This is a genomic window from Rossellomorea sp. NPDC077527, from assembly GCF_044542955.1.
GTDB classification, from domain to species: domain Bacteria; phylum Bacillota; class Bacilli; order Bacillales; family Bacillaceae_B; genus Rossellomorea; species Rossellomorea aquimaris_E.
The window spans coordinates 552,211-578,159 of record NZ_JBITVL010000003.1; the positions used below are offsets into that span (position 1 = coordinate 552,211).

The following is a 25,949-nucleotide window of genomic DNA, read 5'->3' on the forward strand; positions in this document are numbered from 1 at the left end:
TTTTTCATTTCTGTATGTCCCTCTTAGTTACGGATTGGAGGAGCCGTTTCTTCAGGAGAAAGCTCTCTAATCAATACCGGAACAGGGTATGGGACTCCCTCTTTCTTCTCGAGCTTTATGGCATACAGCGTTTGAAGGGCCTGATGATCCTCTTCTCGGAACGTCATCGTTCCTTTCGGCGTCTCAAAGCTCATGCCTTCCATCGTTTTAATCAGTTTATCCGAATCAAGATCGCCTTCTGTCTTCTTAATCGCCTCGACAATAGAGATGGCTGAACTCATCCCACCAGGGGTAAAGAGATCCGGTACTTCCCCGTCAAATTTCTTTTTATGCTCTTTCACCAGCCAGTCATTGACCTGATTGTCCGGAAGTTCATGGTAATAAACGGTGAACCCTTCCATCCCAACGAGGGGTTCCATGGTCGATAGTGCCGCAATGTCAGGTGCACCGGTTGATATTTTGATTCCTTTTTCTTGAACCTTCATATCTGCGATTTGATTCCAAGGGGAGTTGGCACCCGCCCAGATGACAAACAGATAATCCGGTTTACTATCGATGACCTTCTGGATATTGGATGTAAAATCGGTAGCGGCAGGATCGGCATATTCCTCAAGCACCACTTCTGCTCCAAGCTTTTCGGCCGCTTCTTTGAATGCTGCCACCCCGTCACGTCCAAAAGAATAATCCGGTGCCAAAGTCGCAATCTTCACGCCATCCTTCGCAATCGCGGCTGCACCTGCAACAGCATCCTGTGAAGAGTTGCGGGCCGTGCGGAAAATATACGGATTAAACTCGGACCCCGTAATACTATCTGCTACTGCAGGTTCGACAATCATGACCTTTTCATATTCTTCTGCAAGAGGCAGTACGGCCAACGTGTCACCCGAGCTTGATGATCCAACAAGGAAATCGACTTCATCTTCCTCTAATAATTTAGTCGCTTTCTGAACGGCCACCTCAGGCTTCGTTTCTGTATCTTCAAATACTACTTCTATCTTCTTTCCTGCTACTTCCATCGTTCCATCCGTCGCATATTCAAGCCCCAATTCAAACCCATGCTTCGTTTGCTTTCCATAAGACTCCAGTGCTCCTGTCAAAGAAGCCAGGACCCCGATTTTCACCGTCTCCTGTTCTTTACTTCCTTCATCTTCCGAGCCTCCGCTGCTTTCCGAGCTGCAGGCACTTGCCGACACCAGAATGCATGACAACACCAGGATAAAAGCTGTCCATCTAAACGATCGTTTCATATTTTCTCCCCCTCAAGATATGAACTAAAGCGATAATAGCTTTGTTTTCATATTAGGGGAGGAGAGTTACAAATGAGTTACAGGGTGTATTGATTTCTTGATATAATTGGATATATACGGTAATAGGCTTGTTTTTTGTGTATTTTGCCTTGATTCTGAACATCTTGGGCTCGATTCTGAATCATTCCGGCTTTAAAATCCCAAGAAATGGCCGGATTCCAATCTCTTCAGGTCGGGTTTATCAAATATCTAGAAGACACAAAACCCATTTCTTCACAAAATCTATTAATCACCCATGTTCCCTGCTCCCGTTTTCCTATATAATGAATCTACTAAATGTTAGTGAAATTGGAGGATTCATCCTTGCATATATTTCATCAATTTCAGCGTACCATCATTAAGAATTACCTTTTAGGAAGTTTCATTGCTGTGTTCGGTGTCGGTTCTGTGTTCATTTTTCAAACACTTGCCTTAAAGGAAAACGAGTTCATTGCCATGGGAAGCGTCATTTCCCTTTCTCTTATCACGATGTTCACCTGTGAATTGCTTGTGTATCAGAAGCATATTCACCCTATTAAACTCATCTATCAAAAACAGGATGGTCCCAACAAAGTGGACCTCCTTTTAACTGCTTATCAACAAGCGGAAAAGTTTCCTATTTTAACAGTTCAACGAATTATGCTTCCACATTTTCTAGGTTTGGCTCTTCCATCAACTGTTATGACGATAATGTTCATTCATACACACGCTCTTTCTTTTCCGTACTCTTATATTCTTTACGCTTGGTGTGGTGCTTTTTTAGTGGCGATCCTTCATGCGTTGATCGAGTTCTTCTTAACCTTTAAAGCGTGTCACGGTCTACAGGAGGACCTTATTCGAAAAACAGTTGAAACATATGGAATCGACCCATCTAAGCAGTCAACAATGTTTATCAGTCTGAAACGAAAGATTTTGGCCGCTTCCTTATTTCTTGCCCTGTTCCCTATCCTGTTGTTTTCACTCGCTTCACAAATTCGCTTATCGATTGAAGACTCCACCCTTTTAGTAGACTACTGGAAATGGGCCGGGGCACTGATCCTCATCATTACGCTCCTTGCCTTTTATGGCGCGGTCCTCATATTCAGAAGCATTGAGGAACCTGTAAAGGAGCTCGTCGGTCGCTTTGAAAAAGTGGAGAAGGGCCATGTTTCAACCGTCACGAATACGTACACGGATGAGTTTTCACATCTTTTCTCCGGATTTAATCATATGGTAGAAGCCATCAATCTCCGGGATCAGAAGAACCAGCAGCTCCTAGACCAATTTTTCGCCGTTGTGGCCGGCACCCTGGATGCCCGCGATCCATACACAGCAGGTCATAGCAAGCGGGTAGCGGAGTATTCCGTTTTGATTGCCAAACAGAGCAACTGGTCTGTAAGAGAGATTGATTTACTTAATAAATCTGCCCTCCTTCACGACATCGGAAAGATCGGGATCCGTGATGACGTGCTTTTAAAAGAGGGGAAGTTAACAGAGGAAGAGTTTGACCAGATAAAGCGCCATCCCGAGATCGGAGAAGAAATTGTCAAGGGAGTACAGCTCACGGAAGAACTTCTTCCCATCTTACCTGGTATCAGGCACCACCACGAGCGTATGGATGGATTAGGATATCCCGACCGATTAAAAGGAAATGAAATCCCCGTATTCGGTCGATTGATTGCTGTTGCAGATGCTTTCGACGCCATGACCTCTAACCGTCCTTACCGCAGAGGCATGCCCCATGAGAAGGCGTTCTCCATTCTGAAAGAAGGGAAAGGTACTCAGTGGGATGAGCAATTTGTTGATGCGTTCTTGAAGGGAATGGAGACTGAATCCGATTCTGTAAAGGAGACAGGCTGATGACGATGCATTCTCAAACCAAAAAGGATCAGATCGTTAACCGATCTGATCCTTTTTCAATAATGAGTCTTCTTACTACCCTCTGCACCAATGACCATTTCATACATTTGCCTGGTCGCCGTCATCGGATCGACGCCCAGTTCAGACTCTAGGTGATGTTTGCAGCGTTTAAACCATTTTACGGCCTGGGGACGATTATTCTTCTGATAATAGCTGTACATGAGAATCCTATAGGCTTCCTCCCAGAGTGGATCAAGTTCAATGATTTTGAGACAAAAATCGATGGCTTCATCCATTTTTTCCGCTCTGACTGCGAGCTGGGCCCGTTTCTCCAATCCTCTCAAATAGAGGAGAAGAAGCCTTTCCCTTTCCTTCTCGGTCCACCATGTTCCTTTTCGGTCGGGTAAGAACATGCCATTGTAGTGATAAAATCCTCTTTCAAGATATTGGATGGACTTCTCCACACCATTCTCCTTTAAACCTTCCGTCATCCAACTTGTGAATTGTTCTGCATCGTATTCAATATTAGCCGCAGGATTCAGTCCGTACCCTTCCTGATGCCTGTCGATGAAGAAAGCTTTCTCCCTCGCTTGTCGATTGGGCTCCAATGCATTGTTCAATGCGTTAAGTGCCACCTTGAAATCACGATCTGAACCTGTACCCTCTGGCCACAGCTCTTCAATGATTTCTTCCTTTCTCTTTAATTGTTGCCCCTGGATCAGGAAGTATTGAAATAATTCCTTTGCCTTTTCCCTTTGCCACTGCTTCTCTAAAACCAATTGATCCCCTAAACGTATTTCAAATCGTCCTAGGGTTCGGACCTTGATTGAGTAGCCCGGGTGAGAGGAATTGGAATCATACCCTAATCTGGTTAATAGTTGATGACAGTACGAACTATGAATCCCTTCTTGATATGCTTTCACTACTAATGGAATCAGACTTTGAAGGTCTTTCGGTCCAAATGTAGTCGGTTTGAAGAAGATAAACTCATACTCACCCATTTGAACTTCATTCAAACAAGAGGTCATACTTTCTATAAACAAGGGGGTGTCATCTATTTTATAAGCAATCGCGCTTTTCCACAGCTCTGTCATCATTTTGCCATACCGGTCACCGCAGGAATCGAGTTGTCTGCCAGCCCGTTCAAAGCTGCCTTTTGCCTCTTCGAATTCTTCCCTGTAGTAGTCCGTGATTCCGACGCTCAAAAGGATGAGGGAATGCAGCCACATATCCTCTACTTTTTCCGTTTCATGCAGCGCCTCTTCAGCCAGTTCCTTCGCTCTTTGAAAATCCCCTTCTCTTGCAAAAAGAATCGACAGACCCATATACGGCTCCGCTTTCCCTCTTGAAACATTGATCTTATTCATTAATTCCAACGACGTTTCATAGCAGCTTCTCGCCAGGGACGAATCGTAATCGCTGATCAATTGGACGGCATGCCCCATCCTGATCCATCCACATGCTTCTACAAACGGAGATTTCCCTTTGATTCCCTGGCTGATCCCCTGCTGGGCCAATGCTTTGGCTTCGCTTCCATTACCCATGAACGATTGGATAAGGGAAAGCAGCAACTCCTTCTCCCGATGAGATTGAGGAAGCTGATCTTCGCCTTCCTTGTAGAGGAGAACCTGTTTCGCTTCTTGGAGTTTGCCTGTACGGAGGAGCATCCTGGCCTTAAGATTGCCTTCTTCTTTTATAAAACCATTCATCTTCCCTTTGTCATACCATTGCTTGGCCTGTATCGCTTTACCTGAGTTCACCAGGTTTTCTGCAACCAATACGTATAGACGATTCATTTCCTCCAGATACTTTTCCTCCCCGGCCTCCAAGCAATCGATCGCCTTTAATAAAAACCGCTGTGCTTTCCCTGGTTGTATGGTATCCAGATAAATTCTGCCGATCCCTTCATACGCTTTACTCAGCATAACCGGGTCGTTTATTGCAAGTCTGATCCCACTCGTGTAAGCTTTTTCGGCTTTTTCATAAAACGACCGGTATCGAAAGAATTCTCCCTGATAAAACCACAAAGAATAGTAAACATCCTTTAATGACTCGGGTATTTCCCCCAAATAGTCACCAAGGGTTTCGAGCTGTCCGCCTTTCATCATCCCTTCAGCTTCCCGTACAAGGATGGCACATACAGCTTCGATGTTATCCATCTTCATATAATGAAAGATCGCTTTCTCCCACTTCCCACGGCCTTCAAAGAATCTGGCGCACTTTAACTGAAGTTCCTTATAAAGTCCAAGGTTTTCTTCTTTTAATTTACGTTCTAAAAAAGTTTGAAACAAGGCATGAAGACGAAAATGGTGTGCACCTTTCATTTCCTGAAGGAGGGCATTTTTCTCAGACAACTGCTTTAGCATTTGTCCGGATCCCGGCAGCTCAAAGATGGCTTCGCATGTGGTACCATCTATTTCATCCAGGATTGAGATTTGCTTAAGGAACTGCTGCACGATTGGTGTTTGCTTGGAGAACACCTCGTGGGCCAAATAATGAAAGAGTTCTTCCAGGGAGGAATGCTGCCCCACTATGAGAATATCCGGGTTGTCCTGTAGCTGCGAATGAATCATACTGACAGCAATCACCCACCCTTCGGTCAAGTCACAGATCGCATCAAGCTGGGATTCCGAAATGATGGTTTCATGAAAGTCCGTCAGCAGCATTTCCATCTCTTCTTTCGTCAAACACAAATCACTTTCAGTTATCTCCAGTAATTGACGGGATATTTTCATCTGTATAAATGAGGCCCATGAAGGTTTTGTACGTGTAGAAAGAAAAAAATGTATATGATCGGGTAAATATTCGATGATTTTCTCCATCCACTGATTGATGAGAAACGAATGATCCACAAGATGATAGTCATCAACAATGATGGTAAAGGAATGGGGAATCTTCATGCATTCATTAATAAATAATGCACTTAACCGATAGATATCGTCATCTTTCATATATTGACCCATGGACCGGACCTGTTCCTTTAGTTCTTCTCCAAAATGCGGGAACTGCTTTTGGATACTGTACACGATATTAGTGACGAAAGGGACGAGTCCGTCATCTGTCTGAGTGACGGAATACCAACAATAATCAGGTTTTACATCCTGCAAAAACTGGCTGATAGCCGTACTCTTCCCATAACCTGCCCCTGAATGAATAATCACTAACTTATAATCTGTAACCGTTCTCATTTTTCTCATTAAGCTTGGGCGCCTAATGTAAGAATCTTTGACAACAGGCGGCACAAACTTGGTTTCAATGATTGGAAATTCTGTCACAAAACCACCCTCGAAACGTACGAATTTTCTTACTATTCTACCATATTATATTGAATATAGGAGGACAACTAGTACATAATTCGCAAAAAAAGAAGACAACTCGCATTTGAGCCGCCTTCTCTTTTACTCTATTCTCTAAATTGTACATCCCATTCATTGATCGGCCAATAGCGAAGGTCCACTTTCCCGACAATCTGTTCCCGATCCACAAACCCGAAGTAACGACTATCCATGCTTCCACGGCGATTATCCCCAAGTACGAATATCTTCCCCTTTGGAACTGTTTTCTCACCGGTGATTTCCTGAAGGGTAAAGTCACCCGTCAGCTTACTCCCAATATACTCCTGCTTGAATTTCTTTAAGTAAGGTTCAGGATAATACTCTCCATTTACATATAGCTTGTCGTCTTTATAAACAATTTTATCTCCTGGCAATCCGATGATTCGCTTCACATAATCTTCTTCTTCATTTGCATGAAATACGACCACATCAAAGCGGTCCAATTCCCCGATATGATAACCTATTTTATTGACAACCAATTTATTTCCATCCTGAAGTGTCGGCATCATGGACTCGCCTTCCACCACATAGTTGGAGAAGAGAAAGGTGCGAATGATGATGAAGATGATTAATCCAATTCCCAGGGCTTTGATCCACTCGAGTCCTTCTCTTTTTACCTCTTCTCTCAATTTGATTCCTCCTGCTTTTTCCGTTCAATTCGTTGGTCTATTTCCATTTTCTTATTCAGATGTATCTCAATTCGTTTTCCTATAAACCATAATACGAAAATAATGGCTACAACAATCACTGTACGTATGGGTTGTTTTACTAATGATATAATATCATATCCGATAAAGCTTATGGTGAATATCATCACCATTTTCCCTGTCACCACTGCCAGCATATATTGAGCAATGCTGATGGAGGACATTCCTGCCACCACATTTACTAAAGCAGATGGAGTAAACGGGAAACATAACAGAATGAATAATGGTCCAAACCCATGCCTGTCTACCCATTTGGTCAACCGATTCACCTGACGGTTCTTTCTTAAGAAGCGGAAAACACGTGTCTCCCCGTACCTCCTTACCAAGAGGAATACAATCAGGGCACCGAGGGTCGCTCCGATCCATGAAAACAGAAACCCCCACCATAATCCGAACGCATTCGCATTGGCTGTCACAAACACGACCAGTGGAAGGAACGGAAGAAACGCCTCCAACAACGGAAGCAGGATCCCTGGAATCGGTCCAAATGAACGATATTGCTGAATTAATTCCATCATATTTTCAAGCGTAAACCAATCTTTTATCGTATTGATATTCATATTATATGTTTCCCCTTAAACGACCATGAACAGATATACTCATTTCGTCTTCACTACTTCCTATTTTCATCATATCACACCAGGACAGGATTTCCATACGGTATTCTTTCGCGTCGTTTTTATTAATACAAGGTTGCCTAAAGTTGTGGGTTGTAAACCTTTTTCTGGAGGGGAATTTCTGGTGATGAGGGGTCCTGACATGTAAAATCTATAATAGTAATGGAAGATAAATCTTCATCCAGCTGTTGATTCCCCTGTCTGTCCATCCGTTATGATCGACTTCTCTCCACTTATTATCGACCTTCCCCTCCGCCTTCATTCCGCACTAAAAAAGCTGCCTTCCCCAAGGAAATGGCAGCTGCCTTTCTATAAATACTTCCCGAACCAATCGACGATTTCCTGTAATCGGGCTTCCCGCAAGGATGGCTTTCCAGTCCGGGACAGATTATGGTTGGATTCCGGGATGCGGACGAATCTCGCCTCTTTGTTCTCCCGTTTCAACGCAATGAAAAGCTGTTCGGCCTGCTCAATCGGACAGCGGTAATCCTTTTCACTGTGAAGAATCAACAGGGGTGTGTTCATATGCTTCACGTAAGCGAGTGGTGAGTGCTTCCAAAGGGTTTCAATGTCTCCAAGATCACTTTGGATCTGCCACTCGGAGAAATAGTAACCGATATCACTGACTCCGTAAAAACTGATCCAGTTGCTGATGGAACGCTGGGTCACAGCCGCCTTAAATCTGTCGCTGTGCCCGATGATCCAGTTGGTCATGAAGCCGCCGTAGCTTCCACCGGTTACGCCCATGCGGTTTTCATCAATAAAAGGATATTCCTCCAATGCATAGTCCACTGCACGCATGATATCTTCATAATCTCCACCGCCGTAGTCACCCCTCACGGCATCGACGAACTCCTGGCCATAACCATGACTGCCTCGTGGATTAACATACAAGACAACATAGCCACTGCTCGCGAGCACCTGGAATTCATGAAAGAACGTATTCCCGTACATTGTATGCGGGCCGCCATGTATCTCAACGATAAGCGGATATTTCTTTCCTTCCTCGTATCCGACAGGTTTCAAGATCCAGCCTTGAACCTGCCAACCTTTCGCCCCTTGGTACATGAATGATTCGGGAGAAGCCACGTCACGAGCTGCCAGCCAATCTCCGTTTAAATCGGTGACTTTCGTCAGTTCTCCAGTCGGTACGTGAAGCGTAAACAATTCACCAGGCTCTGTCGGCTTACTCATCGTAAGCAGGATGATTTGTCGATCAGAATCCAGATCGAATCCATAGACATGCTGCTGCTCCTGTAAAAGCGCAGGATAAATTGCCCCTTCAATATGTGCATAGTAAAGAACGGTATTGCCCGCATCGGAGGCTAGGAAATAAAAGCTTTCATTGTCCTTTGACCACTGTATTCCCGTTTGGGAAGATCCCTGGATAGAGTCGCTATTGAGAAAATCCCCTACGGGAACGTCCATCCCTTCTGTCAGGCAAACGGAGCGTCCCGCCTGTAGGTCATGAACCCATACCTTATTATGAGTAGCGTTCTCATATTCACGATTATGACCCGTATAGGCAAGGTGCTTTCCGTCCGGGGACCAGCTTGCTTCTCCGTAGTACCCATGCTCCCCGTTTATTTGTTGAAACACTCCTGATTCAAGGTGCAATAGGTATAAGTCGGATTGAAACGAGAAGTCCCTATTGGTTGTCTTGTCCGTCGAGATGGACAGATATTTTCCGTCCGGGGACCAGGAGTGAAGGGCGTAATCATGCTTGTCATCCGTAACTCTTCTCATTTCTTTCGTTCCTATATCCACGCATACGACCTGTGAATATGAATCATCATGGAAGCCGCGATCATCGCTTTTATATTTCATGCTTGTGGCAATAAACGGCTTTGGCTTCTTCTCTTTTTCTTCCTTGTGATCAAACGTCTCGCCTTTCTCTAAACGAATCGACAAAGCAATCTTTTCACCGCAAGGAGACCAGACAGGATTCGAGACCCCATTCGGGCAGGCCGTGACCGGCTCTGCCTCCCCTCCATCCCGGCTGATCAAGTATAGCTGATTGACACCGGACCGGTTGGAGATAAAAGCGATTCCCCCTCCATCTGGTGACCATCTTGGTGACGAGATTTTTTGTTTGCCGAAGGTCCACTGACGGGTGGACTGATTTTTCAGATCGATACTATGTAAGGTTGAAACATATTCATCTTTTTCTTCGCATAAAACAGTTTGAACGAACAAGGCCTCTTCCCCACTTGGTGAGAGCCTCGGATCTGATACTGCTTTTAATTTGTAGAGGTCTTTTATCGTCATGCCTTTTTTCATTCCGGCACCTTCCTTTCTTTCTGTTCCCTTTCTATTTCGCCATTGGAAAACCTATTCCCTTCACGGATAAAAACCTGTATTCCTCTTCATAATAGAAACAAATTCAAATTCTACAACTTTCCCTATTGAAAGTAAATTGAAATCAACGTAAAATAAAAATACGAACACATGTTCTAATCTAAGGTGAAAAGGAGTCTTTTCATATGACAAGAATCCCGGAAAATGATCGAAATATTTTGGAGCAGGCGATTTATCTGCCCATGGTACTGACGATTTTGAATCGCGACCTGCAAATCGTCGACAGCAGTCCATTTAAATTAAAGCGTCCTTATTTAGAGTTGATCGAGGAGACGATGAAGGTCATTCAAGGGGAACTCGCACACGTTAAAAAGTATATGCGAACGAATAAGATGAAAGTTGAACGGATGCAATCGGATGATGCATTCACGATGTATATGTTTCTGTATAAAGGATATGAAGAGCACCATAATTACTTTAATCCGCGCCTCAGGAACCGGGTGGAGGATTTAATGAGGCATTATTTGTACCGACGCTTTATGGAAACAAAGACTGACACAACAAAAGAAGCGTGATGTTGTCTCACGCATCAGTTTTATGGATGTGTCTATTAAGATAAAACATTTTAACATTACCCGTTTCGGACTGGACCTTCGCATTATATTTACTTTCCATCTCTGCGATTCGCTGTGTATAGGCAATACGCAAATCAGAGGTGCGGAGCATTTGATTTTCAAAGGAACTGTATGAGATGGGGACCGTGCAGGTTTCATTATTTTGGAGAAAAATCCGTGTTGATCCGTTTGTCATCCGTTCATACCCCCGGACATGGGAATGAGAGACCCAGGCACATTCCTGCTTGACTGGAGAAGATGTCGGGAATAGATAAATGGACAGATCAGGATTTACCATGATGGGGGCTTTGTAGATGATACCCGTAAGTTTTTTTGTACCTTCTTTTCTGCCCTCATAAGCTGCTTGTGGTCCACGAGCGCCTTGTTCAACGTCGAAAGATACTTCTTGACCTTCGTCAAGAGATTTGAAACCTTCACCTTGGATCGCTGAGAAGTGTACGAATACGTCGTCTCCACCTTCAACTTCGATGAATCCGAAACCTTTTTCTGCGTTGAACCATTTTACTTTACCGTTTTCCATGTTTGTTGCCTCCTAAAAGTGCATGATGCACCATGTATTACTATTCTTGCGATATCAGGTGAAAACCAAATCTTGTTCTTCCCTCGTATACCGGACAAAAATAATTCTTTTATAGAATAACAGTATTAATACAAATAAGCAAGTTCTTGAAGAAGAAGTTTTTAAAGTCAGACCTCTTACATATTTTTACTGAAGGACATCTTCTGATAAAAACAGCCTTCGATTTGATAATTAAAGCGTACTTCCTTCCACATTTTAAACCTCCACCTTCCTACAGCCACTTGCTCCAATATGGATCTAACCGTTTTCGGAAGGCTGTTCACGTAAACATTTTAGCTTTAGGATGTAGCGAGTAGTGGTTGATTACAGCGAGAAATGTTCGCTTTCCGCGGGGCTGGCGGTGAGTCTCCTCGTGCTAAAGCCCAGGTCTCAAGATCCAACTTCGGCAGCTAGCCCTTCGAGGTCATAAGCTAATGGGTCTAAGAAGGCAAAAGGACGTCTTTTTAGACCATTCAACTTATGCTTGTCGGGGCTGAAGGAACCTCCCCTGCTTTTCGGTACTTTCCTGCGTTTCCTCCAGAAGTCTTCGCGAAAAGTCCTTATGAAAAACACATCCTACGATTTAATAACTGAGGTTCCTTTCCCAAATAATAAACTTCCTTCTTCTTAATCTACCTATTTCAATGGATGTAAACGTTTTAAAAAGATTGACATGAACAGGAACCTAAATAAGAGAAAAAGTTGTGGTATAATGAACAAATACGAAAGGGAGTGCCCAATGAAATCCACAAAAAATCGATTCAGTAACGGTTCCATGGTGACAATCAAGGAGACTGGTGAGACAGTGACAATATTAAAGTGGCAATACGTTAAAAACATGAAGCGTTATTCATATATTGTAAAGGAACACCCAGGCACATTTTACTTTGAAGAAGAATTGGAAGTTAACTAAAACGGCTCAATCTCAGATCAAGAATACGATTTTGACAAGGACTCATACAGAATTCTGAAGAGTCCTTTTTTCAATTAATATTTTCACATAGAAAAAAGCCTGCATCCTAATTAGGATGCAGGCTTTTTTCTATGTATGACCTGTGAGGGATTCGAACCCACGACCCCTTCCCTGTCAAGGAAGTGCTCTCCCACTGAGCTAACAAGTCGCGATGTGATGCAAGGTACATATTCTATTATATTCATATAGCGGGAATTGTCAATGGTATTTTCGTTATTTATTCTCGAATTTTATATGTTTGTATAAAAGAACGTTCGTTCGCATATACTGTCAGTATTAATCCCACCAGGGGGCACACATATGATAAATCAAATTCAGCGTTCATTAGAAGAACGACTCCCGATCGAAATGATCTATATGAATAAACAATGTGAATGTACCAAAAGAAGAGTGCTGGTTAAGAGGATTGATACGGACTTTATCACGGCATATTGTTTATTCAGGAACGATATCCGCAGGTTCAGAATTCAGGATATTTTGGCTGTTTCTTATCTTCCTCCCCATCATGTCAGAACAAATCACTGACCCTCCGTTCCTTATAAAAAGGCTGAACCCTCTTTTTATGGGCTCAGCCTGGTTTGTTTATGCCGTTGCTCTTGTCGGTGTCTTGTCTTCTCTCTTAATAAATAATTGAAGCGCAAGCATAATACCGAATAAGACCAAACCAATAATATCCGACATGCCTTCTGGATAAATCAGTAATAAACCGGCGGCTACACAAAGGAAACGTTCAATGACAAATACTCTTCGGTACCAATAACCGATCATCCCGGCCCCTATTGCCATCATTCCCGTCACGGCCGTAAAGACGACCCATATTAACCTAGGAATGGTTGTATCGATCATTAACAGTTCTGGAGACAATACGAACATATACGGTATGATAAAGGCTGCTATGGCCAATTTAGCCGAATTGACACCCGTCCGTATCGGTTCTCCTCCGGATACCCCTGCCGCCGCGAAAGCAGCAAGTGCTACAGGAGGCGTAATATCGGCAATGATCCCGAAGTAGAATACAAATAAGTGAGCAGATAACTCAGGTGCACCCAATAAAATGATGGCAGGTGCTGCAATCGTGGATGTAATGACGTAATTCGCTGTAGTAGGAGAACCCATCCCCAGTACAATTGACGCAATCATGGTAAATACTAATGTAAGGATCAGCTTACCTTCTGTCGAATTCGTTAAATCAGCAGCCAAGTCTACCAGACCATTTGCGAGGGTCAATCCTAAACCGGTCTTGGTCACGACCCCTACGATCATTCCGGCAGCAGCAGTAGCCACGGCTACTGACAAAGCTGTTCTGGCCCCATCAACAAGAGCGTCTACAGCATCCTTGAAACCGATTCTTGTATCTTTTCTTATCGCACTGATGGCGATAGTGGCAACAATTGACCAGAGCGCTGCTCGCATAACGCTCATACCACTGACTAACAAAATGATGACTGTCAAAATCGGAAGCAGCAAATAAATCTTCTTGAATACTTCTTTCCGGTTAGGCATTTCTTCATCGGTTAATCCACGAAGACCGATTCGCTTTGCTTCAAAGTGTGTCATGATCCATATTCCTGTGAAATAAAGAACCGCAGGAATCGATGCTGCTTTCGCAATATCCCAATACGAAATGCCACCAATGAATTCGACCATCAGGAATGCGGCAGCCCCCATGATCGGCGGCATCAACTGTCCTCCCGTGGACGCAGCTGCCTCTACACCACCAGCGAACTCTTTACGATACCCGAGTTTTTTCATCATTGGGATCGTAAATGAACCCGACGTCACGACGTTCGCAACCGAGCTTCCACTGATGGTACCTTGAAGGGCACTCGAGAAGATCGCAACCTTGGCTGGCCCACCTACACGCTTACCGGCAATGGACACAGCCAGATCATTAAAGTACTGACCTACGCCCGTCTTCACAAGGAATGCCCCAAATAATAGGAACAGGAAGATAAAGGTGGCTGAAACATATAATGGTGTTCCAAGGATCCCTTCACTCGTGAAGAACATCGTTTTCACGATATCGTCCCAATCATACCCTCTGTGTGCAAGGAATCCAGGCATTAATCGACCATAATACATATATAGGATGAAGGCAGATGCAATGATGGTAATCGGTAACCCTACCGCCCGTCGTGTTGCTTCCAATACAAGGACCATGGCTGCGAAACCAACATAAAAGTCCATTTGAGTCATTAATCCTATTCTACTTACGATATCATCCTGCATGATCGGCCAGTAAGCACCTATCCCTACAGAAATGGCTGAAAGAACGATATCATACCAGGCAATCTTATCCTTCTTTAAATACTTCTTACGTGCAGGAAATAACAGGAATACTAATGAAAGGGCAAACCCTAAGTGTATCGACAATAACAATTGCCTTGGGATGAATTGAAAGATGGATGCTACTAATTGGAATAATGAAAATGCCAATAATCCGAAGAAAATGATCCATTTGAACATTCCATGATGTAATTTTCTAGTGGAAGATTCCGGATCGTATTTCTCTAATAACTCTTGTTGTTGCTCTGCAGTCAATGATTCAAACTCTTTATCTTTTTCCAACTACAGTCACTCCTTTCCACTGATCATAAAGTGATTGTTTCTTTAATTGAACCCGGACGACTGACCCTTTAACAAAATAGTCGGCTAAAGGATATTCCCTTCCGTCAAGTACGAGTCGGTGATTTGCGACGACTTGTCCGATCCTGATATCAATATAAGGAAACACTCTTTCCATATTAGAAATTAAATATTTGCCTTCCTTCGTCACTTCAAAAATTTCATTTCCTTCTGCATTGGCAGGCATCCCAATGGCAGTATCTTCATATAGTAGTTTTGTTTGTTGAATTTGATTTGATGATGTCGGCTCATAAAACTCCTCTACTTCTGATAGATGAATAGAGTGGGTATACCGAACCGAAAACGATTGATTGTCGGGGAGGCTGAAAAGAACAGTGTCCCCTGTTGTACTTCTCGGCTCTATGACCAAAAAGGTGTGTAAGGGCATAAAGATGATGAATACGATACATAGAATAAGGAGAATCGCTCCAAGTGATGTGTATTTCTTCATAAGAATTCCCCACCATTCCATTTTTTCATCCGGCAGATAGAATTAGCTTATACCAAAACAAAAGAATAGACCGTTGCGGCCTATCCCTTTGTCCATCTTCTGGTGAGAACCTATTCCATTGAAATTCCTTTTTCATCAAAGTATTTCTTTGCACCTGGATGTAATTCAATTCCCATACCTTTAAGTCCGTCTTCAGCTTTGATCAACTTTCCTTTGGCGTGGGTGATTTTATCCGTGTTTTCAAAAATGGCTTTAGTTACATCATAGATGACATCTTCAGAAATGTCAGCGCTGGTCACTAACATGGCACGAACCGCAACCGTTGTCACAGCTTCGTCTACCTTGCTGTAAGTACCTGCAGGAATTTCATCCTCTGAGTAGTAAGGGTACTTCTCAATCAATTCGCTGACTTTGTCTGACTCGACAGGAACGATTGCGATATCTTCTGTCGCAGCCAAACCTTCAACCGCTCCAGTCGGAGTACCCGATGTGATAAACGCGGCATCGATCGTTCCATCCTGGATACCAGTGGTTGAATCATCAAATGATAAATTACGAGCTTCTAAATCTTCCAGTTTAATTCCGTGTACTTCAAGGATTTGTGTTGCATTCAATAGTGTACCTGAGCCAGCTTCACCAACGGAAACAACCTTCCCTTTAAGATCTTCCACAGATTTGATACCAGAATCCTTCGTTGTAACGATTTGGATTGTTTCTGGATAAAGAGTCGCAATCCCTCTTGCGTTTTCTACCTTGTTATCTTTGAACATTTCCGTACCTTCAGATGCATAAGACGCAATATCTGTTTGTGTAAAAGCGATTTCAGTTTTGCCATCTTTAATTGCGGCCATATTCTCGGCAGATGCTCCTGAAGTCGATGCGTTGGAGTCAATTCCAGTTTCATCTTTAATGATTTTAGCGAAGGTTCCACCTAACGGGTAATATGTACCCCCTGTTCCACCTGTTGCAATTCCAATGAAGTCAACCTCTTTGTTACCTTCACCATCAGATGATGAACCTCCACCTGATCCGCCACCACAAGCAGCAAGAATGACAGATAGAACTAGAAGTAGTGCAGTGCTTAGAAAGAGACTGCGTTTTTTCATATTCTAATTCCCCCTTATTAAATTTTGTACATTAACGAAATAATTGTAACACAGGCTGTAACAATCTTGTCAAATCAAATACATAAAGTTTTAACATTTTTCATAAAAACCCTTTAAAACAATCCCCATCATAACCAGAATCCAGACGAGAACCTCTTTGGAGCGAACGTTCATATGTATAGGAAATGTATAAAGCGTTCACATATATCACATCTACATTTCACCTGTGACGAAAATCTGTCCACATAAAAAGGACTGAAGATTTTCAGTCCCTGCTGTTATATATCAGAATGTGGTTCAACCTATTAATTCTTCATCCTCAAATTTCAGCTTGTCTTCTTCGGAAATATTTTCTTCCTTGTCCCTAATATTATGGGCTATCCTTGATGATGCATTGGCAGCGATGCTTGCAACGATATCATCTAAGAAGGTGTGTACACCTTTCCCATTTTTCGTATCCAATTCCCGGATAATGCCAATCTTGTTTTTATCAAGATGACCAAATGTCGTTACAGCAATGCTTCCATATCCAAGGGCGGCACCAAGCGCGATGGTCTCATCGACTCCAAACAGTCCTTCGTCCGTTTCGACAATCGATTGAAGGGGCTCGGAAAGTTTCTTCTCTTCCGCAAGCTGATCCAATTCAACCCCGACCAAAATGGCATGCTGAATCTCCCTTTTTAACAACACTCTTTTCACACTATCAATACAATCCTCCATTTGAAGATCAGTATTATATGGATACTGCATTTCATACACAATTTCGGCTATATCTTCTATCGTAACACCACGATCTTTAAGTCTTTTTAATGCCGCTTTGGTAACATCTCTCGAGTGTACAGGTTGATTCATACTAATACCCCTCTCTGGCAGTTCGTTTCCTATCTAAATTATAACACTCTTTCGAATATTCGTATTGGAATTTGCTTTCGGGTATTATTTAATAGAGTATGATACAATCTTCCTGTAAACGTTAACACTGAGCATAGGAGGCTATCGTCATGACAACTGCAAGAGGAAACGTAACTGAATTGAACCTCTTTAGTAAAGAACTAAATGAAGAGATGAAGATGCTGGTTTATTTACCAGCCACATACTCTCCACTTTATAAATATTCCCTTCTCATCGCACAGGATGGTAAAGATTACTTCCAACTTGGACGGATCCCCCGCCTGGCGGATGAACTGCTTTCTAACAGGGAGATTGAAAACATGATCATTGTCGGGGTCCCATACAAGAATGTAGAGGATCGCAGAAGGAAATATCATCCCCACGGTGAAGAAAACGATGCTTATATTCGCTTTCTGGCACATGAATTGGTTCCCTATTTAGATGAGCATTACCCCACCTATCATATGGGGTTGGGTCGTGCCCTTGTAGGCGATTCATTGGGAGCAACGGTGTCGTTGATGACCGCTTTGAAATACCCGAACACATTCGGTAAGGTCCTCCTTCAGTCCCCTTTTGTCAACGAGAAAGTATTGGATGCTGTAAATGAGTTCACACAGCCACATCTTCTTAGCATCTACCATATTATCGGCCTCAAGGAGACCGAGGTGAAAACGACTGACGGAAAGGTAAAGGACTTCTTAAAACCAAACAGACAGCTCCATGAAAAGTTCGATCAAAAGAAATTCTCTTCTTTTTATGATGAATTTGACGGGGACCATACTTGGAAACATTGGCAGCCCGATTTAAAGCGCGCATTAAAAATGATGTTCAGCTGACAAAGATGATTCTAAGCAGGCAAGGGGGCAACCCCTTCCTCTTATGAACTGCACCATTCTGGCTGAATCACTCCGTTCCTCTTTCGTTCGCCCTATATTAAATTTTTGAAAAATTTGCTATACTGTACATATGACAATGATAGTTAAATAGAGGAGGATTGAAGAAAATGAATTATGGTATAGTCATTTTCCCATCGAAAAAGCTTCAAGATATCGCGAACTCTTACAGGAAACGCTATGATCCTCATTATGCATTGGTCCCGCCACATTTGACATTAAAAAACGTCTTTAGTGCAGATGATGATCAAATTAAAGAGATCGCCGGGAAACTTTCCGCGATTTCAAAAAAATACGATCCGTTTCATTTAAAAGTGTATAAAGTCAGTTCTTTTCAGCCTGTAAATAACGTCATTTATTTCAAGGTCGAATCAAAACCTGAGCTGCAAGGGCTTCACGATGATATGCATAAACAGAACTTCATGGGTGACGAGCCGGAATTCGCTTTCGTTCCTCACATCACCATCGCCCAGAAGCTTTCCAATGATGAACACTCGGATATTTTCGGATCACTTAGTATGCTCGGAATCGATCATGAGGAAACAATCGATCGTTTTCACTTGCTGTATCAGTTAGAAAACGGATCCTGGACCGTTTACGAAACATTCCGTTTAGGAAAGGAAGAGTAAACGTGGAAGTCCAAGTTGCCAAGACTGAAGAACAGATCCAAGATGTTTTCAATGTTCGAAAGACGGTTTTTGTCTTAGAACAACAAGTTCCCCTCGAAGAAGAGATCGATGAATATGAAAATGACTCGATCCATTTTGTGCTATATGACCAGAACAAAGCTGTTGGTGCGGGGCGTTTTCGTATTCTCGAGGGTATTGGGAAAGTGGAAAGAATCTGCGTACTGAAATCCACCAGGGGGAAAGGAGCAGGGCGTTCATTGATGCTTGCCATTGAGGAATACGCAAAGCAGCAGCCACTGTCTCATTTGAAATTAAACGCTCAAACCTATGCCATCCCATTTTATGAGGGATTGGGCTATGAGGTGGTCTCGGATGAATTCCTGGATGCAGGCATCCCTCATAAAGCCATGAAAAAATCCATTTAAAAAGAACAGGGATCCAGATTTAGGACTGGATACCCTGTTCTTTTTTTGTTTAACGCAATCGTATATTCAGAACATATCTCGTCGATAATGGAAAGGTATATGGAAAGGGGGAGCTCCATGGCAATCAAGTCCATCGCCGTCGAATTAATCGTTGGATATTTCGCTTTGCTCATTTTGACAAAAATCCTGGGAAAAACACAAATCACTCAAATATCAGCCTTTGATTTCATATCCGCATTAATTCTAGGCGAGCTTGTAGGGAACTCCCTTTATGACGGGGAAACAACAGTCTTTCAAATTCTCTCTGCCATTTCGATCTGGGGAAGTTTAATCTTCATTACTGAGTTCTTCACCCAAAAATCAAGACGTTTTAGGCATATGTTAGAAGGGACCCCATCATTAATCATCAACAAAGGGCAAATTAATTACGATCAACTGAAAAAAAATCATCTGGATTTGAACCAGCTTCAGCACTTGTTACGGGCGAAGGATGTATTTGCTATCAGAGAATGTGAATATGCGCTCTTGGAATCAGACGGTACGTTGAGCGTCATTCGAAAGCCTCTTTACGATATGGTACAGAGGCAGGATCTTCAATTGCCATTCAAGTCCGCCACCCTCCCTCTATCATTGATCGTAGATGGAGAAATTGTTCATGATAATTTAACTCTTGCAGGACAGACAGAAACCTGGTTATTGAATGAAATGAAAAAACAAGGCTTCCACTCCTATAATGAAGTGCTTTACGTGGAGTGGGAAGATGGGAAAACCCTTTTTATTCAAGGATATAAAGGGGCTGAATGATCAATTCATTTTCTCGAATTGAAAATGACAGGTGTTTCTTGCGTTCAAGACTTGTAAGGTAGGCTGTAACCGATGTTCTAAAAAGCAGCCACTGCCCCACATTCGCTACTTTGATACCAAGCAGGTCCAAATATCTCTTCATGATGTGATCGAATGTATCTCCGTTGGGGCTTTCATTTACCAACCCTACTAGAGCGTTCATTCTATCTTCGTGAAGTTCCACATTTTCCTTCACGGTTTGAATTATATTTTCTTCGAAGCTCCCATGTCCCGGTATGGCTCCTTTACATGATATGTGAAGGAGTTTTTCTAATGATTCCAATGTTTGGTCCGCATCCACAATAAAGGGAATCACATGCTTCTTTAACGTTTCACTTCCAAAATAACTATCTGCTGCAAATAAAATGTGCTCAACCAAGACTCCTACCTGACTATACGAATGTCCCGGTAAATCTATAACATCAAATGAGAACGGACCTATGCTATTATTTCCCGTACTGAGCTCTTCGTCCACCTCAACTGCCTGTCCTTCAAGGAATTTATTACGCAAATCCTTAATCGGCATCGCACCATTGAATAAATAAATCGGTTCCAGAATGGGATTCTCCATGATGGCTCTTTCCAATTTAGGGGCAAAAACAGGAATGTTGTATTTCTTCTTAAGGTGACGGGCACCGCCGAAATGATCTGTGTGGGCATGGGTGATGATACAATAATCAAGGGGGAGTCTTTCTTCCTCCAATATCCTGATTACTTTCCTCATAGCGGAGTCATCCAATCCGCTGTCAATTAAAAGCCCCTTTTCCTCTTTCACACAATAGCCGATCGTAACGGCACCGGTAAACGCATAGCAATGTTCTGTGTATTTCTGAAGTTTCACGATCATACCTCCATCAAATCTGTTCCCTATACGTATTCGTTAAAGTGTTTTCCTTTTCCTGTTAACTGAGCCAATAAAGTTGATGGGATGGGTGTTTTGAAAGATGCCTGATTTATCGCTGAACGTTGCTGGGAGTGATGATCTTCATATCGAATTTCTGTTTCTCCAGTATTGGTCTGTGATTTATTTTTCAGTGGTTTGATGGGTTGTACGGGGAAATAGCTGAACGGGTGTTTATCAACTTTTATATCTCTTTCCTGATATTGTTTGTACTGATAGTGAGGAATTGGTGCAATGTATCCCATTATTATGACCTCCTTGATTTTATGTACCCCATTTAAGATTTTGAGAAACGTCCGGACGCATCTTTACCTGCCAAACAAGCTACTATTAAAAAGCAGACTGTTTTCCTAAGCATTGTTGCTTTTGAACAAGAGTGAGGATGTTGCTTTCCGCTCCAGGTGCTCGCTTTCCGCGGGGGCACAGACTCAGGTGACAGAGCATTGGCAAGTCCTAGTCTGTGAAAAATAACAACAATCTTTGCGAAAAGAGCAAAAAAAGAAAGAAGAATTAACATAAAATACGTGAGTTCACACTCCTTTATGTCCATTCTTCTTATTTTTGTGAGTATTCTTTTATTTCTTTCCTTTGTTTAACATATTAGAAATGGTACTGAAATCCAACTGCTTCCCGTCATTCACGATCGATTGGACAATTTTATCTTCCATTTCCTTGTTTACAGGTTTATTCGCAATTTTAGATACGCGCTTAATGACGCTTCTTACCGTAGCTTCATCTTTGAAATTTGCATTTTGTAAAGAGTTCGCAAGCTCTAACACTTCGTTCATGTTAACGCCTGTCTTCTTCTCTAAATTCTTGAAAAAGTTATTATTCATTTCCATCACGCCTCCTTTTAACTATAAGCATCATATGTAAGAAACCCAGGAGCGTGAATTAAATATGAAATATTTTTACAACACAAAACAAAAAGACAAAATCCCTCCAACTTGAGGATTCTGCCTTTTGTACCCCTTTCTAACAGAAGCTAGCTCCAACGATAATCAAGAGAATGAAAAGCACAACGATCAAGACAAACGTTGAGCCATATCCGCCTCCGCATCCATAACCACATCCACCGTAGCCATATCCATACATTTAGTATCACCTCTCTTTTACCTTTAGTCTCTTATAACATATGTATATAGAGAGGTTTGCGTATGGGCTTTCTGATAATTTATTGTGTGTTTGTCCAATCAAACAAGTCGAAAGTTAAATTGCCTTCTGCATCTAATTGTGCAAGAAAGATGGATTCCACCTTCAGTTCCCTCTTAGAGATCTCACGAGTTAACCATGGCAAGGGAAATCCTACTTCCGAGAGGGCTTTTTGATCGATTTTCCCGTCCGTGATAACAGCCTGTGGTGGAGTGGATTTTTGTGATATTTCAAATACATCTTCACGTACAAGGGGCTGCTTTTCTTTCTTCAGTAGAACACTTAAATCCCCGTTTGTGTCAAGCGATGCAAATTCTACATCGGCAGCGCGGAACACATCCTTTTTCCGTAATTGTTCAAGTAACTCATCAACGGAATACTTCTCTTTCTTCAAAGCTTTTTCATCGATATTGCCTTCCTTTATGAATACCGTAGGCTTTCCTTCAGCAAACCTTCTAAACCGGATGCTCTTTAATGATAGGAAAGAAAACAGCAGTGGAAATGCAAACCATAATAGGATACTCATCAGCCCTTCACTTAAGGGCAGGCCCAGGTCCATTGATAGAGTTCCAGCAATGCTCCCCACTGTGATTCCTGTAATATATTCGAAAAAGGATAATTTCGAAAGCTGTTTCTTACCTAATAATTTGGTGATGGCAAATAGGGAAAGCAGGATAAATATGCTTCTGAGTGCCACCTGTAAGTATTCAGGCATCTTATTTCACCTCTATCATCCCTTTGGTTTGAACAGGAGAGCTCCAATGAAACCGAATATGATGGCGGAAGAGATACCGGAGCTCGTGACTTCAAACATTCCGGTAAGGACCCCCACCAAGCCATGTTCCTGGGATTCCTGCATAGCCCCGTTTACAAGTGCGTTACCAAAGCTCGTAATGGGAATGGTCGCTCCCGCTCCGGCAAAATCAATCAGGGGCTCGTATAAGCCTAATCCGGAAAGCACTGCACCTGAGACAACCAGCAGACTCAAAGTGTGGGCCGGGGTTAATTTTGCAACATCAAATAATAATTGACCGATCACACAGATGATACCACCTATCGTAAAGGCCCAAAAAAACATCGCTAACACTTTGTTTCCTCCTTTCCATCCCTACAAATACTCAATCGACACCGCATGAGCAATACAAGGGATCGATTCGCCTTGTTGAAATGTCAGGGGTGATAACAATGCCCCAGTCGCAATGACTAAGATGCGTTTATAGGTTCCTTTTTTCATTTCATTCAACAAATGCCCGTAAAGAACGGTAGCAGAACACCCTGGCCCACTTGCTCCTGATTGGACCGGTTGGTTTTCATTGTAAATCAGCATCCCACAATCTTTAAATTGTTGATCCGCCAGTGTGTATCCTTTTTGCTTAAGCATTTCGAAAGCCGTCTTTCTTCCGATTCTGGCAAGATCACCTGTAACGATGAGATCATAATAGGAAGGGTCTCTACCCAGGTCTTGAAAATGACCTGCAATCGTATCAACGGCCGCAGGTGCCATCGCACCTCCCATATTAAACGGGTCTTTCAACCCCATATCCATTACTTTCCCGATAGTTGCAGATGTCACTCTGGGGGTCGGTCCCGTGACTGATGATCCTTCTCCAATTACGGCGAACCCCGCCCCGGTTACGGTCCACTGAGCTGTTGGAGGTTTTTGGCCACCATACTCGGTTGGGTAGCGGAACTGTTTCTCTGTTGCGGAGTTGTGACTGGAAGCCCCTGTAACCACATGATGAGCTCCATGATAGTTGACTAAAAAAGCTGAGAGAGCTAGCCCCTCCATGGAGGTCGAACACGCCCCGAATAATCCGAAATATGGAATGCCATTCGTTCTTGCCGCAAAGCTTGAAGGGGTGATTTGATTAATCAGATCACCCGTCAAGAAAAACTGGACATCACTCTTTTGAAGGGACTGTTTTTCCATTGCAATCTGAACGGCATCTTCAATGAGTGTACGATTGGCTTTTTCGTACGTATCCTGTCCCATCCATACATCATCGTAAAACTGATCGAAGTCAGCCGAGAGGTTTCCTTTTTTCTCAAATGGTCCTCCTACTACTCCTGTAGAAAGGATGGCCGGGTTGGCAGGAAACATCCATGATCTTTTACCTTGCAGCATCAAATCACCCCCAACTGAATCAAAATAGTCTTGATTAACGCAACGACAAAGGCTGAGAATACCCCGAACACTATGACAGATCCTGCCAATTTAAAAATGTTACCACCGACACCGAGGACGAGGCCCTCTGTTCTATGTTCAATGGCAGCGGAGATGACGGCATTCCCGAATCCCGTGACAGGTACAGCACTTCCCGCCCCTCCAAATTGGCCAATATGGTCATATACTCCGAAGCCAGTAAGAAGCATAGCCAGGAACACCATTGTGGCAACTGTTGGATTTCCAGCCGTCTGTTCGGTGAAGTTGAAATAATAGATGTACACATACGTAACCGCCTGCCCGATCAAGCAGATAAAGCCACCGACAAAGAATGCTTTGATAACATTTTTCAGGAGGGGACGCTTCGTTTCATATTGTTTTTCCAACTGTTCATACTTCATCTGTTCGGGTGTTTTTGGTGTTTTCCCCACAAGGCATTCCTCCTACGTTTTTTCCTTCTGAAGCTTAACGATTTCCTGGAACCTGCTTTCAGCATCCTTCTTCGTAATCGACCCATTTTTAAGTTTTTCTTTCAAGCGGATGGTTTCAAGGAAAATTTTATAATCACTGGATAATATAAAATCTTCCCTGGGATATTTATCTTCCAGATAGTCATCCATTTTCTTTTCTATCTTTTTCATTTTGAATCTGTGCAAATGCTTCACTTTGTAAACTACAAGCGTTTCTTCTTTTCCCTGGATGACTGCCACATCATAAAGTTCATCCATTTTGGAGATCTCTCTTTTGATGGCATGACCATAGCTGTCTGTCTCAGGATTGTCCACTAATTCGATGGGCGGTGGATTGGTCTTCTTCATTAGTGCAATCTTGCTGTCGTTTCCATCTTCCTTATTTGCGCATCCGAACAAAACGCATAAAGCAAGTGGAATGATTATTGAGTTCTTGTTCATGCTCTATCCCTCTTTTTTTTGTACTCATCGTTTATTTTTTTCATAAAGTCATTTTTTATGAAAAAAAGACTGCCCAATTTGAGCAGCCTTAGCTTTTTTTCACTTTCGATCCACAACCGCATCCTTTTTTCTTAGTGGATGAGTTTCCTTGCTTCTTTGTATTTGTAGAGGTTTTCTTCACTTTTTTTATCCTCCTTTACCCTGTTTCCCTTTTTAGTATATGTGAAGAAACCCGAGCTTGTTTCCACTAATTACCTAGGTCTTCAATCCGTTTTCCAACTTTGGACGGCAGCTTCTAAAATAGCGGCAATCCCGGCAACGGCTAAAAGTGTGATGAGTGGGTTGAAATATAGAGGAAAGAAGAAGAAACCTCCATAAAGAAAGCATGAAACCCAGATTCCCGTACACCAGTAACACGATAATAACTCACCGATAAAACCCTTCACTCCTCCTTTTTTAGGTGTAAGATAGATCGCTTCCTCCCCATTCTCTTCCACTTCCGTATATTCATCAAAGAACGGGGCTCTTATAAATTCGGTGATTTTGTCTAAGACAATCAGATGGGTTAGCCGAAAGACGGCTAATCCAAGGGCAATCAGTTCAATCAATGTAAGCTGCAATGGAAAGACTCCCTTCACATTTCAAATTATACAAGCCCAAATTTCCAAAAGAGGGCAGATGTCCGTTACCTAATTGCCTACATCACAAT

The 25,949-nt window shown here is 42.6% G+C and carries 27 protein-coding genes, 1 tRNA gene and 2 pseudogenes; 8 read left to right on the top strand and 22 right to left on the bottom strand.

Going from position 1 to position 25,949, the window contains the following annotated elements:
• Positions 1 to 23 precede the first annotated feature (23 nt).
• Positions 24 to 1,247, bottom strand: coding sequence for a substrate-binding domain-containing protein (locus ACIGG7_RS12700; protein ID WP_397549944.1), 1,224 nt, complete (start codon positions 1,245 to 1,247; stop codon positions 24 to 26).
• 363 nt (positions 1,248 to 1,610) lie between these two features.
• On the opposite strand from ACIGG7_RS12700, the gene ACIGG7_RS12705 reads away from it, so the two are divergent.
• The gene (locus ACIGG7_RS12705) at positions 1,611 to 3,125 is read left to right on the top strand and encodes an HD-GYP domain-containing protein (protein WP_397549945.1); all 1,515 of its coding nucleotides are present in this window, start codon (positions 1,611 to 1,613) and stop codon (positions 3,123 to 3,125) included.
• Between the two features lie 56 nt (positions 3,126 to 3,181).
• Here ACIGG7_RS12705 and ACIGG7_RS12710 read toward each other — a convergent pair whose 3' ends face one another.
• From ACIGG7_RS12710 to ACIGG7_RS12725, 4 genes are all read right to left on the bottom strand, one after another.
• A complete protein-coding gene (locus tag ACIGG7_RS12710; RefSeq protein WP_397549946.1) occupies positions 3,182 to 6,400 on the bottom strand; it encodes an AfsR/SARP family transcriptional regulator in 3,219 nt (1,072 codons plus the stop codon).
• 128 nt (positions 6,401 to 6,528) lie between these two features.
• The gene (lepB, locus tag ACIGG7_RS12715; protein WP_224941608.1) at positions 6,529 to 7,089 is read right to left on the bottom strand and encodes a signal peptidase I; all 561 of its coding nucleotides are present in this window, start codon (positions 7,087 to 7,089) and stop codon (positions 6,529 to 6,531) included.
• Complete coding sequence (locus ACIGG7_RS12720) at positions 7,086 to 7,727, bottom strand: TVP38/TMEM64 family protein (protein ID WP_397549947.1); 642 nt, start codon at positions 7,725 to 7,727, stop codon at positions 7,086 to 7,088. Before ACIGG7_RS12720 ends, lepB begins: the two co-directional genes overlap by 4 nt.
• 366 nt (positions 7,728 to 8,093) lie before the next feature.
• Positions 8,094 to 10,064, bottom strand: coding sequence for a prolyl oligopeptidase family serine peptidase (locus ACIGG7_RS12725; protein ID WP_397549948.1), 1,971 nt, complete (start codon positions 10,062 to 10,064; stop codon positions 8,094 to 8,096).
• A 203-nt stretch (positions 10,065 to 10,267) separates the two neighbouring features.
• Here ACIGG7_RS12725 and ACIGG7_RS12730 point away from each other — a divergent pair, with 203 nt between their 5' ends.
• Complete coding sequence (locus ACIGG7_RS12730) at positions 10,268 to 10,657, top strand: YhjD family protein (RefSeq protein WP_224941611.1); 390 nt, start codon at positions 10,268 to 10,270, stop codon at positions 10,655 to 10,657.
• Between the two features lie 7 nt (positions 10,658 to 10,664).
• Here the strand turns inward: ACIGG7_RS12730 and ACIGG7_RS12735 are convergent.
• Together ACIGG7_RS12735 and ACIGG7_RS12740 are read right to left on the bottom strand one after the other, a co-directional pair.
• Positions 10,665 to 11,051: pseudogene (locus ACIGG7_RS12735) on the bottom strand (competence protein ComK); the annotation flags it as partial.
• A 3-nt stretch (positions 11,052 to 11,054) separates the two neighbouring features.
• A pseudogene (locus ACIGG7_RS12740) lies at positions 11,055 to 11,237 on the bottom strand (cold-shock protein); the annotation flags it as partial.
• 778 nt (positions 11,238 to 12,015) lie between these two features.
• Between ACIGG7_RS12740 and ACIGG7_RS12745 the strand changes: the two are divergent.
• Positions 12,016 to 12,189 carry a hypothetical protein gene (locus ACIGG7_RS12745; protein ID WP_167562135.1) on the top strand — a complete coding sequence of 58 codons (174 nt, stop codon included), beginning with the start codon at positions 12,016 to 12,018 and terminating at the stop codon, positions 12,187 to 12,189.
• Positions 12,190 to 12,325: 136 nt separating this feature from the next.
• On the opposite strand, the gene ACIGG7_RS12750 is transcribed toward ACIGG7_RS12745, so the two are convergent.
• Positions 12,326 to 12,397 (bottom strand) — tRNA-Val (locus ACIGG7_RS12750).
• Between the two features lie 152 nt (positions 12,398 to 12,549).
• Between ACIGG7_RS12750 and ACIGG7_RS12755 the strand changes: the two genes are divergently transcribed.
• The gene (locus ACIGG7_RS12755) at positions 12,550 to 12,774 is read left to right on the top strand and encodes a hypothetical protein (RefSeq protein WP_397549897.1); all 225 of its coding nucleotides are present in this window, start codon (positions 12,550 to 12,552) and stop codon (positions 12,772 to 12,774) included.
• Between the two features lie 57 nt (positions 12,775 to 12,831).
• Here ACIGG7_RS12755 and ACIGG7_RS12760 read toward each other — a convergent pair whose 3' ends face one another.
• The 4 genes from ACIGG7_RS12760 to ACIGG7_RS12775 all read right to left on the bottom strand — a co-directional run bounded on the left by ACIGG7_RS12760 (position 12,832) and on the right by ACIGG7_RS12775 (position 17,283).
• Positions 12,832 to 14,817, bottom strand: coding sequence for a TRAP transporter permease (locus ACIGG7_RS12760; protein WP_224941500.1), 1,986 nt, complete (start codon positions 14,815 to 14,817; stop codon positions 12,832 to 12,834).
• Complete coding sequence (locus ACIGG7_RS12765) at positions 14,804 to 15,325, bottom strand: DUF1850 domain-containing protein (protein WP_224941501.1); 522 nt, start codon at positions 15,323 to 15,325, stop codon at positions 14,804 to 14,806. The genes ACIGG7_RS12760 and ACIGG7_RS12765 overlap by 14 nt, the downstream gene beginning before the upstream one ends.
• Before the next feature lie 110 nt (positions 15,326 to 15,435).
• Complete coding sequence (locus tag ACIGG7_RS12770; RefSeq protein ID WP_397549898.1) at positions 15,436 to 16,431, bottom strand: TAXI family TRAP transporter solute-binding subunit; 996 nt, start codon at positions 16,429 to 16,431, stop codon at positions 15,436 to 15,438.
• Positions 16,432 to 16,728: 297 nt separating this feature from the next.
• Positions 16,729 to 17,283: a phosphatidylglycerophosphatase A family protein gene (locus tag ACIGG7_RS12775; protein ID WP_224941503.1), complete on the bottom strand. Its 555-nt coding sequence runs from the start codon at positions 17,281 to 17,283 to the stop codon at positions 16,729 to 16,731.
• A 149-nt stretch (positions 17,284 to 17,432) separates the two neighbouring features.
• On the opposite strand from ACIGG7_RS12775, the gene ACIGG7_RS12780 reads away from it, so the two are divergent.
• From ACIGG7_RS12780 to ACIGG7_RS12795, 4 genes are all read left to right on the top strand, one after another.
• Positions 17,433 to 18,158 carry an alpha/beta hydrolase gene (locus tag ACIGG7_RS12780; RefSeq protein WP_224941504.1) on the top strand — a complete coding sequence of 242 codons (726 nt, stop codon included), beginning with the start codon at positions 17,433 to 17,435 and terminating at the stop codon, positions 18,156 to 18,158.
• Positions 18,159 to 18,325: 167 nt separating this feature from the next.
• On the top strand, positions 18,326 to 18,844 hold the full coding sequence (locus ACIGG7_RS12785; protein WP_224941505.1) for a YjcG family protein: 519 nt from the start codon (positions 18,326 to 18,328) through the stop codon (positions 18,842 to 18,844).
• Positions 18,845 to 18,846: 2 nt separating this feature from the next.
• Positions 18,847 to 19,269: a GNAT family N-acetyltransferase gene (locus tag ACIGG7_RS12790; RefSeq protein WP_397549899.1), complete on the top strand. Its 423-nt coding sequence runs from the start codon at positions 18,847 to 18,849 to the stop codon at positions 19,267 to 19,269.
• A gap of 117 nt (positions 19,270 to 19,386) precedes the next feature.
• On the top strand, positions 19,387 to 20,073 hold the full coding sequence (locus tag ACIGG7_RS12795) for a DUF421 domain-containing protein (RefSeq protein WP_397549900.1): 687 nt from the start codon (positions 19,387 to 19,389) through the stop codon (positions 20,071 to 20,073).
• Here the strand turns inward: ACIGG7_RS12795 and ACIGG7_RS12800 are convergent.
• The 10 genes from ACIGG7_RS12800 to ACIGG7_RS12845 all read right to left on the bottom strand — a co-directional run bounded on the left by ACIGG7_RS12800 (position 20,045) and on the right by ACIGG7_RS12845 (position 25,860).
• Entirely contained in the window at positions 20,045 to 20,953 is a 909-nt protein-coding gene (locus tag ACIGG7_RS12800) for an MBL fold metallo-hydrolase (RefSeq protein WP_397549901.1), read from the bottom strand. The two genes, ACIGG7_RS12795 and ACIGG7_RS12800, sit on opposite strands and share 29 nt — an antisense overlap.
• A gap of 26 nt (positions 20,954 to 20,979) precedes the next feature.
• The gene (locus tag ACIGG7_RS12805; RefSeq protein ID WP_224941509.1) at positions 20,980 to 21,258 is read right to left on the bottom strand and encodes a hypothetical protein; all 279 of its coding nucleotides are present in this window, start codon (positions 21,256 to 21,258) and stop codon (positions 20,980 to 20,982) included.
• A gap of 330 nt (positions 21,259 to 21,588) precedes the next feature.
• On the bottom strand, positions 21,589 to 21,849 hold the full coding sequence (spoVIF, locus tag ACIGG7_RS12810) for a sporulation-specific transcription regulator SpoVIF (RefSeq protein WP_219169420.1): 261 nt from the start codon (positions 21,847 to 21,849) through the stop codon (positions 21,589 to 21,591).
• 139 nt (positions 21,850 to 21,988) lie between these two features.
• Complete coding sequence (locus ACIGG7_RS12815) at positions 21,989 to 22,108, bottom strand: YjcZ family sporulation protein (protein WP_224941510.1); 120 nt, start codon at positions 22,106 to 22,108, stop codon at positions 21,989 to 21,991.
• Between the two features lie 79 nt (positions 22,109 to 22,187).
• On the bottom strand, positions 22,188 to 22,880 hold the full coding sequence (locus ACIGG7_RS12820) for a DUF421 domain-containing protein (protein WP_397549902.1): 693 nt from the start codon (positions 22,878 to 22,880) through the stop codon (positions 22,188 to 22,190).
• Positions 22,881 to 22,895: 15 nt separating this feature from the next.
• Positions 22,896 to 23,252 carry a stage V sporulation protein AE gene (spoVAE, locus tag ACIGG7_RS12825; RefSeq protein WP_224941512.1) on the bottom strand — a complete coding sequence of 119 codons (357 nt, stop codon included), beginning with the start codon at positions 23,250 to 23,252 and terminating at the stop codon, positions 22,896 to 22,898.
• A 21-nt stretch (positions 23,253 to 23,273) separates the two neighbouring features.
• Positions 23,274 to 24,290 (bottom strand): stage V sporulation protein AD, encoded by a 1,017-nt coding sequence (spoVAD, locus tag ACIGG7_RS12830; protein ID WP_397549903.1) that lies wholly within the window; start codon positions 24,288 to 24,290, stop codon positions 23,274 to 23,276.
• Entirely contained in the window at positions 24,290 to 24,760 is a 471-nt protein-coding gene (gene spoVAC, locus ACIGG7_RS12835; RefSeq protein WP_224941514.1) for a stage V sporulation protein AC, read from the bottom strand. Before spoVAC ends, spoVAD begins: the two co-directional genes overlap by 1 nt.
• A gap of 12 nt (positions 24,761 to 24,772) precedes the next feature.
• Entirely contained in the window at positions 24,773 to 25,240 is a 468-nt protein-coding gene (locus tag ACIGG7_RS12840; RefSeq protein ID WP_397549904.1) for a sporulation protein, read from the bottom strand.
• A 263-nt stretch (positions 25,241 to 25,503) separates the two neighbouring features.
• Positions 25,504 to 25,860, bottom strand: a complete 357-nt coding sequence (locus ACIGG7_RS12845; protein WP_224941516.1) for a DUF1360 domain-containing protein — start codon at positions 25,858 to 25,860, stop codon at positions 25,504 to 25,506.
• Positions 25,861 to 25,949 lie beyond the last annotated feature (89 nt).

What these genes read in the sequence shown, in the direction of transcription:
- ACIGG7_RS12700 (WP_397549944.1), bottom strand. Translation starts at nt 1,247, where the DNA reads ATGAAACGATCGTTTAGATGGACAGCTTTTATCCTGGTGTTGTCATGC.
- ACIGG7_RS12720 (WP_397549947.1), bottom strand. Translation starts at nt 7,727, where the DNA reads ATGAATATCAATACGATAAAAGATTGGTTTACGCTTGAAAATATGATG.
- ACIGG7_RS12725 (WP_397549948.1), bottom strand. Translation starts at nt 10,064, where the DNA reads ATGAAAAAAGGCATGACGATAAAAGACCTCTACAAATTAAAAGCAGTA.
- ACIGG7_RS12730 (WP_224941611.1), top strand. Translation starts at nt 10,268, where the DNA reads ATGACAAGAATCCCGGAAAATGATCGAAATATTTTGGAGCAGGCGATT.
- ACIGG7_RS12745 (WP_167562135.1), top strand. Translation starts at nt 12,016, where the DNA reads ATGAAATCCACAAAAAATCGATTCAGTAACGGTTCCATGGTGACAATC.
- ACIGG7_RS12755 (WP_397549897.1), top strand. Translation starts at nt 12,550, where the DNA reads ATGATAAATCAAATTCAGCGTTCATTAGAAGAACGACTCCCGATCGAA.
- ACIGG7_RS12765 (WP_224941501.1), bottom strand. Translation starts at nt 15,325, where the DNA reads ATGAAGAAATACACATCACTTGGAGCGATTCTCCTTATTCTATGTATC.
- ACIGG7_RS12770 (WP_397549898.1), bottom strand. Translation starts at nt 16,431, where the DNA reads ATGAAAAAACGCAGTCTCTTTCTAAGCACTGCACTACTTCTAGTTCTA.
- ACIGG7_RS12775 (WP_224941503.1), bottom strand. Translation starts at nt 17,283, where the DNA reads ATGAATCAACCTGTACACTCGAGAGATGTTACCAAAGCGGCATTAAAA.
- ACIGG7_RS12780 (WP_224941504.1), top strand. Translation starts at nt 17,433, where the DNA reads ATGACAACTGCAAGAGGAAACGTAACTGAATTGAACCTCTTTAGTAAA.
- ACIGG7_RS12785 (WP_224941505.1), top strand. Translation starts at nt 18,326, where the DNA reads ATGAATTATGGTATAGTCATTTTCCCATCGAAAAAGCTTCAAGATATC.
- ACIGG7_RS12795 (WP_397549900.1), top strand. Translation starts at nt 19,387, where the DNA reads ATGGCAATCAAGTCCATCGCCGTCGAATTAATCGTTGGATATTTCGCT.
- ACIGG7_RS12805 (WP_224941509.1), bottom strand. Translation starts at nt 21,258, where the DNA reads ATGGGATACATTGCACCAATTCCTCACTATCAGTACAAACAATATCAG.
- spoVIF (WP_219169420.1), bottom strand. Translation starts at nt 21,849, where the DNA reads ATGAATAATAACTTTTTCAAGAATTTAGAGAAGAAGACAGGCGTTAAC.
- ACIGG7_RS12815 (WP_224941510.1), bottom strand. Translation starts at nt 22,108, where the DNA reads ATGTATGGATATGGCTACGGTGGATGTGGTTATGGATGCGGAGGCGGA.
- ACIGG7_RS12820 (WP_397549902.1), bottom strand. Translation starts at nt 22,880, where the DNA reads ATGCCTGAATACTTACAGGTGGCACTCAGAAGCATATTTATCCTGCTT.
- spoVAD (WP_397549903.1), bottom strand. Translation starts at nt 24,290, where the DNA reads ATGCTGCAAGGTAAAAGATCATGGATGTTTCCTGCCAACCCGGCCATC.
- ACIGG7_RS12840 (WP_397549904.1), bottom strand. Translation starts at nt 25,240, where the DNA reads ATGAACAAGAACTCAATAATCATTCCACTTGCTTTATGCGTTTTGTTC.